The organism is Pseudescherichia sp., from assembly GCF_031998825.1.
GTDB lineage: Bacteria > Pseudomonadota > Gammaproteobacteria > Enterobacterales > Enterobacteriaceae > Pseudescherichia.
On sequence record NZ_DAMACX010000023.1, the window covers coordinates 1 to 15,499 of the forward strand.

The window sequence follows — 15,499 nt, forward strand, 5'->3', positions numbered from 1 at the left end:
GGTATGGAAGGTCTGTTCCGTCAGATCGGTATCTACAGCCCGAACGGCCAGCAGTACACCCCGCAGGACCGTGAGCAGGTTGCGTACTACAAAGAAGACGAGAAAGGCCAGATCCTGCAGGAAGGCATCAACGAGCTGGGCGCAGGTTCCTCCTGGCTGGCTGCGGCGACCTCCTACAGCACTAACAATCTGCCGATGATCCCGTTCTACATCTACTACTCCATGTTCGGTTTCCAGCGTATCGGCGACCTGTGCTGGGCAGCAGGTGACCAGCAGGCGCGCGGCTTCCTGATCGGTGGTACGTCCGGTCGTACGACGCTGAACGGCGAAGGTCTGCAGCACGAAGATGGTCACAGCCACATTCAGTCGCTGACTATCCCGAACTGTATCTCCTACGATCCGTCCTACGCTTACGAAGTTGCTGTCATCATGCATGACGGTCTGCAGCGTATGTACGGCGAAGCGCAAGAGAACATTTACTACTACATCACCACGCTGAACGAAAACTACCACATGCCGGCGATGCCGCAGGGTGCAGAGGAAGGTATCCGTAAAGGTATCTACAAACTCGAAACCGTTGAAGGCGCGAAAGGTAAAGTTCAGCTGCTGGGCTCCGGCTCTATCCTGCGTCACGTTCGTGAAGCAGCGCAGATCCTGGCCAACGACTACGGCATCGGCTCTGATGTTTACAGCGTAACCTCCTTCACCGAGCTTGCTCGTGACGGCCAGGACTGTGAGCGTTGGAACATGCTGCACCCGATGGAAACCCCGCGCGTGCCGTACATCGCTCAGGTGATGAACGATGCACCGGCAGTGGCGTCCACTGACTATATGAAACTGTTCGCCGAGCAGGTTCGTACTTATGTACCGGCTGATGATTACCGCGTACTGGGTACTGACGGTTTCGGTCGCTCTGACAGCCGTGAAAACCTGCGTCACCACTTCGAAGTGGATGCATCTTACGTGGTTGTAGCAGCGCTGGGCGAACTGGCTAAACGTGGCGACATCGATAAGAAAGTGGTAGCGGAAGCCATCACCAAGTTCAACATCGATGCAGATAAAGTTAACCCGCGTCTGGCATAAGAGGTAAAGAGATAATGGCTATCGAAATCAATGTACCGGACATCGGCTCGGACGAAGTAGAGATCACCGAGATTCTGGTCAACGTGGGCGACAAAGTTGAAGCTGAGCAGTCGCTGATCGTCGTAGAGGGTGATAAAGCCTCTATGGAAGTTCCGTCTCCGCAGGCTGGCGTTGTTAAAGAGATCAAAGTCTCTGTCGGCGACAAAACCGAGACCGGTAAACTGATCATGATTTTCGATTCCGCCGACGGTGCAGCAGCAGCTGCACCCGCGCAGGAAGAGAAGAAAGATGCTGCTCCGGCCGCCGCTGCACCTGCAGCCGCTGCCGCGGCAAAAGAAGTGAACGTGCCGGACATCGGCGGTGACGAAGTTGAAGTAACCGAGATCCTGGTGAAAGTGGGCGATACCGTTACCGCTGAGCAGTCCCTGATTGTCGTAGAGGGTGATAAAGCCTCTATGGAAGTCCCGGCACCGTTCGAAGGTACCGTTAAAGAGATCAAGATCAACACCGGTGACAAAGTCTCTACCGGCTCCCTGATCATGATCTTTGACGTCGCGGGCGCTGCCCCGGCTGCCGCCGCTGCCAAACCGGAAGTGAAAGAGCAGGCTGCCGTTGCGCCAGCCGCTGCCGCTGGCGCGAAAGAAGTTCACGTCCCGGACATCGGCGGTGACGAAGTTGAAGTCACTGAAGTGATGGTGAAAGTCGGCGATAAAGTTACCGCTGAGCAGTCACTGATCACCGTTGAAGGTGACAAAGCCTCTATGGAAGTCCCGGCACCGTTCGCCGGTACCGTTAAAGAGATCAAAATCAGCACCGGCGACAAAGTCTCTACCGGCTCCCTGATCATGGTCTTCGAAGTAGAAGGCGCTGCGCCTGCTGCTGCTCCGGCCGCTGCCGCTCCGGCACCTGCTGCTGCACCGGCTCAGGCTGCTAAACCTGCTGCTGCTCCGGCTGCGAAAGCGGAAGGCAAGTCTGAGTTCGCTGAGAACGACGCTTACGTCCACGCGACCCCGCTGATCCGCCGCCTGGCGCGCGAGTTCGGCGTGAACCTGGCGAAAGTGAAAGGCACCGGTCGTAAAGGCCGTATCCTGCGCGAAGACGTTCAGGCTTACGTGAAAGACGCCGTTAAGCGTGCTGAGTCTGCACCTGCTGCCGCTACCGGTGGTGGTCTGCCGGGCATGCTGCCGTGGCCGAAAGTGGACTTCAGCAAGTTTGGTGAAGTTGAAGAAGTGGAGCTGGGCCGTATCCAGAAGATCTCTGGTGCCAACCTGAGCCGTAACTGGGTGATGATCCCGCACGTTACCCACTTCGACAAAACCGACATCACCGACCTGGAAGCGTTCCGTAAACAGCAGAACGCCGAAGCTGAGAAGCGTAAACTGGACGTGAAATTCACCCCGGTTGTCTTCATCATGAAGGCCGTTGCCGCTGCCCTGGAGCAGATGCCGCGCTTCAACAGCTCCCTGTCCGAAGATGCACAGCGCCTGACGCTGAAAAAATACATCAACATCGGCGTGGCGGTTGATACCCCGAACGGTCTGGTTGTTCCAGTCTTCAAAGACGTGAACAAGAAGAGCGTTACCGAGCTGTCTCGCGAGCTGACCGTGATCTCCAAGAAAGCGCGTGATGGCAAGCTGACCGCTGGCGAAATGCAGGGCGGCTGCTTCACCATCTCCAGCATCGGCGGCCTGGGTACCACCCACTTCGCGCCGATCGTTAACGCGCCGGAAGTGGCTATCCTGGGCGTCTCCAAGTCCGCGATGGAGCCGGTCTGGAACGGGAAAGAGTTCGTACCGCGTCTGATGATGCCGATCTCTCTCTCCTTCGACCACCGCGTGATCGACGGTGCTGATGGTGCGCGTTTCATTACCATCATCAACAATATGCTGTCTGACATCCGCCGTCTGGTGATGTAATCGTAAAAGCCGGCCTGACGGTCGGCTTTTTTCTGGTAATCTCATTATGTTGTTGAGGTTACTGGGACAAAGGACACTTCGTTTGCCGTTTGTTGTTTCAAAAATGTTAACAATTTTGTAAACTGCGAGCGGATAGAACGTCCCGGCGGATGCAAAGCAAAAGCACTTTGTACGGCCGGAAATAATTAAGAGGTCATGATGAGTACTGAAATCAAAACTCAGGTCGTGGTACTTGGGGCAGGCCCCGCAGGTTACTCTGCAGCCTTCCGTTGCGCTGATTTAGGTCTGGAAACCGTCATTGTTGAACGTTACAACACCCTCGGCGGTGTTTGCCTGAACGTCGGCTGTATCCCTTCTAAAGCGCTGCTGCACGTAGCAAAAGTGATCGAAGAAGCGAAAGCGCTGGCCGAGCACGGCATCGTTTTCGGCGAGCCGCAAACCGACATCGATAAGATCCGTACCTGGAAAGAGAAAGTCATCAACCAGCTGACCGGCGGTCTGGCTGGCATGGCAAAAGGCCGTAAAGTTAAAGTTGTTAACGGTCTGGGCAAATTCACCGGTGCGAACACCCTGGAAGTGGAAGGCGAAAACGGCAAAACCGTGATCAACTTCGACAACGCGATCGTCGCAGCGGGCTCCCGTCCGATCGAACTGCCGTTCATTCCGCATGAAGATCCGCGCGTGTGGGACTCCACCGATGCGCTGGAGCTGAAAGAAGTGCCGAAGCGTCTGCTGGTTATGGGCGGCGGCATCATCGGTCTGGAAATGGGTACCGTGTACCATGCGCTGGGTTCAGAGATCGACGTGGTTGAGATGTTCGACCAGGTTATCCCGGCCGCAGACAAAGATATCGTTAAAGTCTTCACCAAACGCATCAGCAAGAAGTTCAACTTGATGCTGGAAACCAAAGTGACCGCCGTTGAAGCGAAAGAAGACGGCATCTACGTTTCCATGGAAGGCAAAAAAGCCCCGGCTGAAGCGCAGCGTTACGACGCGGTGCTGGTGGCTATCGGCCGCGTGCCGAACGGTAAAAACCTCGACGCTGGCAAAGCTGGCGTGGAAGTGGACGACCGTGGCTTCATCCGCGTTGACAAGCAGCTGCGCACCAACGTACCGCACATCTTTGCTATCGGCGACATCGTCGGTCAGCCGATGCTGGCGCACAAAGGTGTTCACGAAGGTCACGTTGCCGCTGAAGTTATCGCCGGTATGAAACACTACTTCGATCCGAAAGTGATCCCGTCCATCGCCTACACCGAGCCAGAAGTTGCCTGGGTTGGCCTGACCGAGAAAGAAGCGAAAGAGAAAGGCATCAGCTACGAAACCGCCACCTTCCCGTGGGCTGCTTCTGGCCGTGCTATCGCTTCCGACTGCGCAGACGGTATGACCAAGCTGATCTTCGACAAAGAGACGCACCGTGTTATCGGTGGCGCGATTGTCGGTACCAACGGCGGCGAGCTGCTGGGTGAGATCGGTCTGGCTATCGAAATGGGCTGTGACGCTGAAGATATCGCGCTCACCATCCATGCGCACCCGACCCTGCACGAATCCGTGGGTCTGGCGGCAGAAGTGTTCGAAGGTAGCATCACCGACCTGCCGAACGCCAAAGCCAAGAAGAAATAAGTTTCTTACTGCTTGCTAAACGCCTCTCCGGAGGCGTTTTTTTTTGCCTGAAAACTACCCGAATTGGTAGGCATCTCTTTGATATTTAGCCTAAATTTTTTCGATTAGCTGCCGATAATTTTTTCACCATTGTGTGGCTACTGGCCGCGCGTTTAAGAGGTTTGCACTCTTTACTACACGAAAAAAGGAAAACAGATGTCTTTAAAGAAAGTTGCGGTAATTGGCTTAGTGGCGGCGGCGATGACGCTGACGGGATGTGGCGCGATGACCACCGCAGTGAAAAAACGTAATCTGGAAGTGAAAACCCAGATGAGCGAAACCGTCTGGCTTGAGCCTTCCAACGAAAAAACGGTCTATATCCAGGTTAAAAATACGTCAGATAAAGATATGAGCAACCTGCAAACCCTGCTGGCTAACGACCTGATCGCCAAAGGCTACAAAGTGACAAGCTCACCCGACAGCGCTTACTACTGGGTTCAGGCGAACGTGCTGAAGGCAGACAAAATGGACCTGCGCGAGGCCCAGAGCTTCCTGAATACCGGCTACGAAGGTGCTGTCGCGGGTGCTGCACTGGGTGCAGGCATCACTGCCTATAACAGCAACTCTTCCGGCGCGGCGCTGGGCGTAGGGCTGGCTGCGGGTCTGATTGGCATGGCGGCCGATGCGATGGTGGAGGATGTTAACTACACCATGGTAACCGACCTGCAGATCTCCGAGCGCAGCAAAGCGAAGGTGACAACGGATAATATTGCGGCGCTGCGTCAGGGAACGTCTGGCGTGAAGCTGCAGACCAGCACTGCGCAGGGCGATCGTGCGAAATATCAGACGCGCGTTGTTTCCAATGCCAACAAAGTGAACCTGAAGTTTGAAGAAGCGAAACCGGTTCTGGAAGCGCAGCTGGCGAAGTCTGTGGCGAACATCCTGTAAATCTGATTGAAAATGCCGGGGGGCGCTTGCGCTTACCCGGCCTACGGCTCTACCTCGCTTACGGTGCTACGCGCTGCCAGGTTTTATCCGGGTGGTAAGCGCTTAGCGCCTGCGCTTTCTCTCGGGAGTCACTGCCCAGATCTTTCTGGTATACCTGGTCATCCTGACTCACCATAAAGCTCATTACGCCGGTTTTCTGCCACTCTACCGGCCACGCGAGCAGAGCAAACCCGTGGGCACTGTCGCTCTGGATAATGCGAAAATGGTAGCCGTGATAGCCTACGCCCGGCTCGCCTGGGCTAAATGCCGGGCCTAGCGGGCTGGGCGCCTCTCCGGGCTGTACCGGCCAGTAGAGACCGTCCTGCTGGCCTTCACTGCTGATAAGCTTCGTGGCATACGCCTGCTTGCGCTGCCGGTAGTCATACTGGGCGTCAACATAGGCATGCATGGCTTCAATCGCCGACAGCTCGTTGCGGCCAATGGCACGGGTGAGGATCTCCTCCTGGGCTGCGGGCATATCGAAGTGCCAGCCTCCCGCAATTTTGACTATCGGAATCGGCAGCTGCCACCCCGCATCGCCTACGTTGAGATGGGCCTCGTTCTCTTGCTCGACGACCTCATGCTTTACCGCCCAGTCGCGGTTAAAGCGGGCGATGGCCTCGGGATCGACCTCATTCTGCGGTAGATACTGTCGCCAGTCATCGCCCAGTACGGCGGCGAGCTGGGCCTCATTCTGATCGGCCACCGCCGCCGCAAAGGCTTTGGCTGCCTCGTCCGGGGAGGAGAAAAGCTGCTGGGCATAGCTCATCATCGGCAGCGAGAGCAGCAGGGTGCTTAACAGGATTTTTTTCATTGTCGGCTCCGGTTAACGACGTTGAAACTCGCGGCGTTCAGACGGGCCTTCACGACCGACGCGACGCTGTTCAAGGTTGCTACTGCTGATGCGGCGGCTCTGCTGGCCGCGCAGCTGCTGCGCCTGCCACGACGGTGAGCGGCTGTCGTTGCCGCTAAAGGCGTTGGCGCGGTTGCTCGCCAGGCGCTGCTCCCGCTGTGGAGATGCCGGAACGGTCCGCTGGTGCATCTCTCTGGTTACCCTCTGCTTCGGCTGGATGTTTTCTTTAGCCGATCTCTGTTTCGCCTTCTGGGCAGGACGCGACGTGTCGCTATCGTAGCCACGATAGTTATTACGCTGGGCAATCTGGTTTAGCTGCTGTGAGGCGGCCTTGCGCTGGGCGTCACGGGAGGAGACGCCCGCCACGCTGCTGGTCGGGGCGTGATTGCGCTGTTCAAGCTGCGCCATAGCTGCCTGGCGCTGGCTATCCCGTGAGGCGACCGGTTGCTGCGTGGCGCTCAGTCCGCCACTGACGTCAGTGGGATGAAAACGCTGGGCTACCGCGCTATTCTGGTAGGGAACGCCGTTGCGGTAGGCCGGGTTATGCTGCCAGGTCATGTTCTGCTCTTTCAAATTCTGCCCTGAGATGCGGTTGAAGTTGTTGACGTTAATGTTGATATTGTCCCCGTTATGCTGATAGCCGTTGCCGTGATAGCCACCATCGTGATGATCGTCGTCGTGGTGGTGATGATCGTCATCGTCCCAGTCGATATTGCTGAACAGGGCGTAGGTGGTAGCAACGCCCAGGCTATAGCCGAAGCCTTTAACGAAGCTCTCACCGAACTGCTGGCCGGGAGGGGGCGGCAGATAGACCGGCGGATAGGCCGTGTTCGGCCAGCTGCCGTAGACCGTGGCCGGGTTATAGTTGGGGACGTAAACCACCTGCGGATCGGCAGGCTCAATTTTGATTACCGTTGGGGCGAGCGCAGGCGCGGGCGCGCTGCCGCTTTGCGCTGTTGCAGGTGTTTCGGTTTTCTTCGGCATGCTGCTGACCGTCTGCTGCGGCGTCGATTTTAGCGCCCCGGTCTGTTGGGCCAGCTGCCGTAAACGCTGCACGGAGTCCATGACGTCCTGCGGCTGGGCCAGGAACGCATCCCCAAGATTCTGTACCCACTCAGGATCCTCGCCCATCAGCGCCATCAACTGGGGAAAGGCCACCAGCGACTTCACGCTCGGGTCCCAGGGTTGGCCAGAGACCGCCTGGATAGCCGCATCGCCCTCCAGGGTTGGATTATCTCGTGACCACTGCACCGCCTGCACGACGTTGGCCGGGTAGGTAGCAGCCATTAATACCTGTGAGAGCAGCGGATCGGGGTAGAGCGCCACCGGCGCGACCCACTGATCGATCTGCGCCGAGGTGAAAGCGGGTTTCACTGCCGTTGTGGTTATGGGCGCCATCTGGGGCTGGGCGGCGGCAGGCGCAGTCTGGACAGGCGCTTCAGGTGTGCGGCTTTTGACATACAGCACGCCCGAGGCGGCAAATAGCCCGGCACTGCACACGAGAGCCAGCGCAGCGTATTTAAAGGGCAAGGTCATTTTATTTCTCCCGATTTCCACAGAAATCGCAGGGTCAGATATGACGTGAGTATGAAAGAGAAACGCGTAGATTTTTTGATTAATGTTGCGGAGGCAAAGGGCAAGCAAAAAAGCAGCTAAAAATCCCTCTAACGCGAGGGGATAAAGGGCATTAGTTGAACCTTAACGATTCAGCCAATATTTAATGTTGCTTTTTTGTAAACAGATTAACACCCCCCCTAAATCCTGATATGCTGCCCAAGCGGTATCGGGCATTACCCTACAAACGACTGTTTCACAGGAGCGCGAAGAGATCGCCTGCCGCACTATGACAATGAGAGCGAGGAGAAATACCGTCGTGCTAGAAGAATACCGTAAGCACGTAGCCGAACGTGCCGCCCAGGGAATTGTACCCAAGCCTGTAGATGCTACCCAAATGGCCGCACTGGTCGAGCTGCTGAAAACCCCACCAGCGGGTGAAGAAGAGTTCTTGTTAGATCTGCTATCCAACCGTGTTCCGCCGGGCGTTGATGAAGCCGCATATGTTAAAGCGGGCTTCCTGGCTGCTATCGTAAAAGGTGAAACCACCTCGCCGCTGATCTCTGCGGAAAAAGCCGTCGAGCTGCTCGGTACCATGCAGGGTGGTTACAACATCCATCCGCTCATTGAAGCACTGGACAACGACGCTCTGGCCCCGATTGCCGCGAAAGCGCTCTCCCACACGCTGCTGATGTTCGATAACTTCTACGACGTGGAAGAGAAAGCGAAAGCGGGCAACGCGCACGCCCAGCAGGTGATGCTCTCCTGGGCCAACGCGGAGTGGTTCCTGAGCCGTCCGCCGCTGGCTGAAAAAATTACCGTTACCGTCTTTAAAGTGACCGGTGAAACCAATACCGATGACCTCTCTCCGGCACCGGATGCCTGGTCGCGCCCGGATATCCCGCTGCACGCCCTGGCGATGCTGAAAAATGCCCGTGAAGGCATTGAGCCGGACGTGGCGGGTGCCGTTGGCCCGATCAAACAGATCGAAGAGCTGAACAAAAAAGGCTTCCCGCTGGCCTACGTCGGTGACGTGGTCGGTACCGGCTCCTCACGTAAATCCGCCACCAACTCGGTGCTGTGGTTTATGGGTGACGACATTCCAGCCGTGCCGAACAAACGCGGCGGTGGTCTGGTGCTGGGCGGTAAGATTGCGCCAATCTTCTTCAACACCATGGAAGATGCGGGCGCGCTGCCAATTGAAGTGGACGTGAACAACCTGAACATGGGCGACGTCATCGACGTCTATCCGTTCAAAGGTGAAGTGCGCAACCACGAAACCGGCGAGCTGCTGGCTACCTTTGAACTGAAAACCGACGTGCTGATCGACGAAGTGCGCGCCGGGGGCCGTATTCCGCTGATTATCGGCCGTGGCCTGACCACTAAGGCGCGCGAAGCGCTGGGCCTGCCGCACAGCGACGTCTTCCGCAGCGCAAAACCGGTCGAGGCCAGCAACAAAGGCTTCTCGCTGGCGCAAAAAATGGTGGGCCGCGCCTGTGGCGTGACCGGTGTTCGCCCTGGCGAATACTGCGAACCGAAAATGACCTCGGTTGGCTCGCAGGACACCACCGGTCCGATGACCCGTGATGAACTGAAAGATCTGGCCTGCCTCGGCTTCTCCGCGGACCTGGTGATGCAGTCCTTCTGCCACACGGCGGCCTATCCGAAGCCGGTTGACGTGATGACGCACCATACGCTGCCAGACTTCATTATGAACCGCGGCGGTGTCTCCCTGCGTCCGGGCGATGGCATTATCCACTCCTGGCTGAACCGTATGCTGCTGCCGGACACCGTCGGCACCGGCGGTGACTCCCATACCCGCTTCCCGGTAGGGATCTCCTTCCCGGCAGGCTCGGGTCTGGTGGCGTTTGCCGCTGCGACCGGCGTTATGCCGCTGGATATGCCGGAGTCGGTGCTGGTGCGCTTCAAAGGCACCATGCAGCCGGGCATTACCCTGCGCGACCTGGTGCATGCTATTCCGCTGTACGCCATTCGTCAGGGGCTGCTGACCGTAGAGAAGAAAGGTAAGAAAAACATCTTCTCTGGCCGTATCCTCGAGATCGAAGGTCTGCCGGAGCTGAAAGTAGAGCAGGCGTTTGAGCTGGCCGATGCCTCCGCCGAGCGTTCTGCTGCGGGCTGTACCATCAAGCTGGATAAAGCGCCGATTACCGAGTACCTGACCTCTAACATCGTGCTGCTGAAGTGGATGATTGCGGAAGGCTACGGCGATCGCCGTACCATCGAGCGCCGTATCCAGGGCATGGAGAAGTGGCTGGCGGATCCGCAGCTGCTGGAAGCCGATGCCGACGCCGAGTATGCGGCGGTGATCGAGATCGATCTGGCGGATATCAAAGAGCCGATCCTCTGCGCACCGAACGATCCGGATGACGCGCGTCTGCTCTCTGACGTGGCTGGTGAGAAGATTGACGAAGTGTTTATCGGCTCGTGCATGACCAACATTGGTCACTTCCGCGCCGCCGGTAAGCTGCTGGACAGCCATAAAGGCCAGCTGCCGACCCGTCTGTGGGTCGCGCCGCCAACCCGTATGGATGCTGCCCAGCTGACGGAAGAGGGCTACTACAGCGTCTTCGGTAAGAGCGGGGCGCGTATTGAGATCCCGGGCTGCTCGCTGTGCATGGGTAACCAGGCGCGCGTGGCTGATGGTTCAACGGTAGTGTCGACCTCGACGCGTAACTTCCCGAACCGTCTGGGCACCGGCGCGAACGTCTTCCTGGCATCTGCGGAGCTGGCTGCGGTCTCTTCACTGCTGGGTAAACTGCCGACCCCGGACGAGTATCAGATCTTCATGGCGCAGGTCGATAAGACGGCGGTGGATACCTATCGCTATCTGAACTTTGACCAGCTCGGCCAGTATACCGAAAAAGCCGACGGCGTGATCTTCCAGACCGCCGTGTAAGTAAGACCAGGCCGGGCGAGTTTGCCCGGCCTTTAACTATTCCCGCCCAGTAAAGTTTGCTGTTTTCAAAAGTACACTTCCATTACACGATTAATGGCAAGTTGTAGACTCCTATCATCAAATACTCTTAGCTTGCGGTTGGCCCAGTGTCTACCAGCAGGCCAGCGCTGTAAGGCCTCTTTTACCGATACTACCGTAGGCTGACATTCATCATGGGTTAGCAGCCAGTCAACGGTTGCCAGCAGTTCCAGACCGAACGGAGATTCAAAACCATCAATTAGCCGGGTAACCTGCTCCAGCGCCGGTAGCCACTCCTTAGCCTCACTCTTAAGCCAGGCATTAACGTAATCTTTCTCTTGATCGTTAAACCAGATAACGTCCAGGGGCTGGCTATCAGGAATGCGTTTTTCTGCTTTCAGATAGGTTCCATCCAGCGTATTGAGTAGATGGGTAAGATTATGTGCATATGGACCATAGTTGTGCGCTTTAAATCGTAACTTTAACTCGTTACTAAGATGATGCTGGTCAGCCGCACGCTGTAGGAACCAGGCCAGCTTCTGGATTTCTAACAGGCTACACTCTATTCCCAATACCCAATAACGACGTACTAATTCAGCAATTACTGCCCTGGCGGGAGTAAGCTTTTTTACGCCGGTACTCTTCGCTATGTTCTGGTATTTTTCCGTTGGCTCATAAATAAAGATTTCCGTGTCCTGAAGATCGCTGAAAGCGGATACAATACGTATCCGCACCTCTTCCCATGCAAGTCCGCCATTGCCAGCACCCAATGGGGGGATAGCAATGGACTTTACCTCTTCCGTAACCAGAAAACGGTGTAAGTCTTGCAAACCCTCTTCAATCCACTCCATGCGAGAATCGGCACGCCAGTGCTGTTTAGTAGGAAAGTTGACAATCCACCGTGGACCCATCAGCTCGCTAGTTTCGGTAATAAACATTTTGCCGGTCATGACCTGCTGGTGTTTACAGGCGAGAGCATAGGCTTTCATATTCTCAGGAAAGCGCTCTTTAAACATCAGTGCGATACCTTTGCCCATCACACCGACAGTATTGACCGTGTTCACCAGCGCATCTACGGGTGCATCCAGTAAATTACCTTGGGTAAATGTGATCATGGGAAATACCAGCTAGTTCGAGTATAAACGGGCATTGTCACATTACGTTGTGACAACCATTGCTCTAATTGTAACTTGACGTCGTTACTGTAACAAACCATGCCGTTTAGAAGCGTTATTGGACAATACTGCCAGATCAATGCTTCGGCCTGATAACGCTCAAATTTTCCGGGATCGTCCGGATCGCGGCGGAAATCCCTTGTCTGTAAAATAGGCCAGTCGATCCCGTTCAGATAGGCCAGATCTGTATAGTAATTGGCCCAGCTATAGTAAGCGTGGCTGTCAGTAAATACGAAAGGCACATCATATTCGGCTATGTCATGTAAGCTGCTAACGAGTATGACAATTTCGTCATTAGGGCGTTGGGTAATACCACCGCGACCGCTATAAATATTCATGAGCATCGGAGAGAAGGGCGTAAAGTAGAACGGCACATAATCATGTAATACGCCGCCCATACCGACAGGCACCAGATGCCCTGCACGTTTGCTGATAAGCTCAGGATTACCAATAGTAACCCAGTTATCTGCTTGAGCTGGACTATTACCGCAGTGCAACCCGTTATCCAGTATCCACGGAATATTATCCCGATGTACAATGCGCCAGATCAGTGCCTTTTGCGGATTAAGGCTGGCGCTGTAGTCAAAAGACATAAGTTTCCCTCTTAAGTAAGCCTCCCGGTTAGCAATCGTATGATACGCTGTCTACGCAAATGCGTTTTGCGCATCAGCCACATCGTTGTTGACTGTAACGTCAGCTTTTATTTCTCATCCTTCTCCCCGCTACGCTGTTTTTCTTCTCCACGACTGCGATAATTACCCTATTGCGGATGTGAGGAAAAAAACATGGATTACGAATTCTTACGCGACATCACGGGCCAGGTGAAAGTGCGCATGTCGATGGGCCACGAGGTGGTCGGACACTGGTTTAATGAAGAGGTGAAAGAGAATCTGGCCCTGCTGGATGAGGTGGAGCAGGCAGCAAAAACCGTCAAGGGTAGCGAGCGCCAGTGGCAGCGAATTGGCCATGAATACACGCTCTGGATGGATGGCGAAGAGGTCATCATCCGCGCTAACCAGCTGGAGTTTTCCGGGGATGAGATTGAAGAGGGAATGAGCTACTACGACGAAGAGAGCCTGTCGCTGTGCGGCGTCGAGGATTTTCTCCAGGTCGTTACGGCATACCGTAAATTTATTCAGCAGAAGTAACGTGGTTTAAAAAGATTGTCGGAGCGTCCCTGCTCCGGCTTCAGCCGTGATTACACGGCGGGAATATTGCGCGCGTAGTAGATCTCGCGCATCTCTTTCCACAGCGATTCGGTAATGGCCTCCCGCTCTTCGGCGGTAAGATCTTCCGGGCGGGTGTGGAACATATAGTGCTTCAGGTCGAACTCCTTCAGCATCATCTTGGTATGGAAGATGTTCTCCTGATAGACGTTCACGTCCACCATGTCATACAGCGCCTTCATATCCTCAGAGAGGAAGTTCTGAATAGAGTTGATCTCATGGTCGATAAAGTGCTTCATGCCGTTGATATCACGAGTAAAGCCGCGCACGCGGTAGTCAACGGTGACGATGTCCGACTCAAGCTGGTGGATCAGGTAGTTCAGCGCCTTCAGCGGGGAGATGACGCCGCAGGTTGAGACCTCAATGTCGGCACGGAAGGTGCACAGGCCGCCTTCAGGGTGGCTCTCCGGATAGGTGTGCACGCAGATGTGGCTCTTATCGAGGTGGGCCACCACCGTCTCCGGCAGCGGGCCGGGGTGGGCGGTTTTATCAATCAGGGTTGGATCGACCGGCTCTTCGCTCACCAGAATGGTCACGCTGGCCCCCTGCGGCTCGTAGTCCTGGCGGGCAACGTTGAGAATGTTTGCGCCAATGATTGAGCAGGTCTCGGTGAGGATCTCCGTCAGGCGGTTGGCGTTATAGAGTTCGTCGATATAGGCAATATAGCCGTCACGCTCTTCGGCGGTTTTGGCATAACAGATATCGTAGATACAAAAACTCAGGCTTTTGGTCAGGTTGTTAAAGCCATGCAGTTTCAGCTTTTTCAATTTTCATCACCTCCTGAGGAGAGCGCGTCTAACAGATATTGTGGCAGGGCGAAGGATGCCGTATGAATGGCCGGGTTGTAGTAGCGGCAGGTCAGGGCCGCGTTGTGGAAGCGGGCCTGAATAATCTCGGTGGAGAGATTGCGCAGGATCTCGTTGTCCGTCGCCCAGGCGAAAGTCATGATGCCGCCGTAGTAGGTAGGCACCGCCGCCTGGTAGAAGCTGACGTCGCTAAAGTAGTGGCTCAGCTTCTTGTGGCTGCCTACTGCCTCATCCTGCTGCAGGAAGCTTACGCCGTTCTGGGCAACGAAGATCCCACCCGGATTCAGACAGCGCTTGCAGCCGGCGTAGAAGTCGGAGGTAAACAGGCTCTCACCCGGCCCCACCGGATCGGTGCAGTCGGAGATGATCACGTCAAAGGTTTGCGCGGTCTGGTTGACAAAGTTGACGCCGTCGTCAATCACCAGCGTAAAGCGCGGATCGTCGTAGCTGCCCGCGTTGTGATTCGGCAGATACTGGCGGCAGAATGACACCACCCCTTCGTCGATCTCCACCATGGTGATGGTTTCAACGTTTTTATGCCGGCTCACTTCGCGCAGCATTGCGCCGTCGCCGCCGCCGATGATCAGCACGTGCTTCGCCTGGCCATGAGCCAGCAGCGGAACGTGGGTCATCATTTCGTGATAGATAAACTCGTCACGCTCGGTGGTCTGGACAACGCCGTCCAGCGCCATGACGCGGCCAAAGGCGGCGTTTTCAAAGATGATCAGATCCTGGTGATCGGTCTTTTCGTGATAGAGCACGTTATCAACGGCAAAGTACTGACCAAACTGGTCATGCAGCGTTTCATGCCACGGGCGGGTATCAGCCATGCATCCTCCTTCGTTAACATCCACACAAAATGGGCGCAACATCATAGCTAACTATAGCCGCTGATGCACGGCTATAACTTCAGCAGGGGAGGCGGGTTTACTTTACTTGACGTAGGCCAGCAGGCTGAGGGAGTCCCGGGCCAGCGCTTTGCATTTTTTGGCAACCGGAATGCCGATGCCGCTAAGATCGCGATAGCTGTCCTCGCCGAGGGATTTCATATCAAAGGTGTCGTAGTTGCTCAGATCCCACTGGTTCTGCTGGGCAAAGAAGACCAGCGCCCGGCGGATCTGGCCATTCGGTAGATTCTGGTAACCACAGTCGTTTTTCAGAAACACGAAAACTGCCGTAAGATCGGCCATGTCCTCCGCTTCAGACTCGCTGAGCGCATAACTATTTGCTGACATCGCCAGCAGGCTGGTGAACACAACGGTTCTGAAAAACGTCTTCATCAAATTGCCCCCTGGAGACCTCGCCCGGTTGGGCGGGGAGGAAAGGGGATGCTAAACAATCTGACTTCTTTGTGCTTGACCA

Annotated in this window: 13 protein-coding genes; 6 read left to right on the top strand and 7 right to left on the bottom strand. The window is 55.7% G+C overall.

Annotated elements, in window-relative coordinates; genetic code table 11:
* The 4 genes from RTP97_RS12080 to traT all read left to right on the top strand — a co-directional run.
* Window positions 1-1,083 (top strand): transketolase-like TK C-terminal-containing protein (locus tag RTP97_RS12080; protein ID WP_409455941.1); only part of this gene is annotated, 1,083 nt, incomplete at its 5' end.
* A gap of 14 nt (window positions 1,084-1,097) precedes the next feature.
* Complete coding sequence (gene aceF, locus RTP97_RS12085) at window positions 1,098-2,999, top strand: pyruvate dehydrogenase complex dihydrolipoyllysine-residue acetyltransferase (RefSeq protein WP_312413875.1); 1,902 nt, start codon at window positions 1,098-1,100, stop codon at window positions 2,997-2,999.
* A gap of 198 nt (window positions 3,000-3,197) precedes the next feature.
* Window positions 3,198-4,622, top strand: coding sequence for a dihydrolipoyl dehydrogenase (gene lpdA, locus RTP97_RS12090; RefSeq protein WP_312413876.1), 1,425 nt, complete (start codon window positions 3,198-3,200; stop codon window positions 4,620-4,622).
* 195 nt (window positions 4,623-4,817) lie between these two features.
* A complete protein-coding gene (gene traT, locus RTP97_RS12095; protein ID WP_312212174.1) occupies window positions 4,818-5,549 on the top strand; it encodes a complement resistance protein TraT in 732 nt (243 codons plus the stop codon).
* A 58-nt stretch (window positions 5,550-5,607) separates the two neighbouring features.
* Here traT and RTP97_RS12100 read toward each other — a convergent pair whose 3' ends face one another.
* Together RTP97_RS12100 and RTP97_RS12105 are read right to left on the bottom strand one after the other, a co-directional pair.
* Window positions 5,608-6,402 carry a DUF2950 family protein gene (locus RTP97_RS12100; protein ID WP_312413877.1) on the bottom strand — a complete coding sequence of 265 codons (795 nt, stop codon included), beginning with the start codon at window positions 6,400-6,402 and terminating at the stop codon, window positions 5,608-5,610.
* A 12-nt stretch (window positions 6,403-6,414) separates the two neighbouring features.
* Window positions 6,415-7,977 (bottom strand): DUF3300 domain-containing protein, encoded by a 1,563-nt coding sequence (locus RTP97_RS12105; protein WP_312413880.1) that lies wholly within the window; start codon window positions 7,975-7,977, stop codon window positions 6,415-6,417.
* Between the two features lie 337 nt (window positions 7,978-8,314).
* Here RTP97_RS12105 and acnB point away from each other — a divergent pair, with 337 nt between their 5' ends.
* Window positions 8,315-10,912 (top strand): bifunctional aconitate hydratase 2/2-methylisocitrate dehydratase, encoded by a 2,598-nt coding sequence (gene acnB, locus RTP97_RS12110; RefSeq protein ID WP_312413883.1) that lies wholly within the window; start codon window positions 8,315-8,317, stop codon window positions 10,910-10,912.
* A gap of 65 nt (window positions 10,913-10,977) precedes the next feature.
* Here acnB and RTP97_RS12115 read toward each other — a convergent pair whose 3' ends face one another.
* Entirely contained in the window at window positions 10,978-12,045 is a 1,068-nt protein-coding gene (locus tag RTP97_RS12115; protein WP_312413885.1) for a macro domain-containing protein, read from the bottom strand.
* Window positions 12,042-12,698 carry a DUF4433 domain-containing protein gene (locus RTP97_RS12120; RefSeq protein WP_312413888.1) on the bottom strand — a complete coding sequence of 219 codons (657 nt, stop codon included), beginning with the start codon at window positions 12,696-12,698 and terminating at the stop codon, window positions 12,042-12,044. The genes RTP97_RS12115 and RTP97_RS12120 overlap by 4 nt, the downstream gene beginning before the upstream one ends.
* Before the next feature lie 192 nt (window positions 12,699-12,890).
* Here RTP97_RS12120 and yacL point away from each other — a divergent pair, with 192 nt between their 5' ends.
* Window positions 12,891-13,253: a protein YacL gene (gene yacL, locus RTP97_RS12125; protein WP_222889614.1), complete on the top strand. Its 363-nt coding sequence runs from the start codon at window positions 12,891-12,893 to the stop codon at window positions 13,251-13,253.
* Between the two features lie 50 nt (window positions 13,254-13,303).
* Here the strand turns inward: yacL and speD are convergent, their stop codons facing one another.
* The 3 genes from speD to RTP97_RS12140 all read right to left on the bottom strand — a co-directional run bounded on the left by speD (window position 13,304) and on the right by RTP97_RS12140 (window position 15,417).
* Window positions 13,304-14,098, bottom strand: coding sequence for an adenosylmethionine decarboxylase (gene speD, locus RTP97_RS12130; RefSeq protein ID WP_042390548.1), 795 nt, complete (start codon window positions 14,096-14,098; stop codon window positions 13,304-13,306).
* Entirely contained in the window at window positions 14,095-14,967 is an 873-nt protein-coding gene (gene speE / locus RTP97_RS12135; protein ID WP_312212178.1) for a polyamine aminopropyltransferase, read from the bottom strand. The genes speD and speE overlap by 4 nt, the downstream gene beginning before the upstream one ends.
* Window positions 14,968-15,069: 102 nt before the next feature.
* Window positions 15,070-15,417, bottom strand: a complete 348-nt coding sequence (locus tag RTP97_RS12140; RefSeq protein ID WP_042390551.1) for a YacC family pilotin-like protein — start codon at window positions 15,415-15,417, stop codon at window positions 15,070-15,072.
* Window positions 15,418-15,499: the final 82 nt, after the last annotated feature.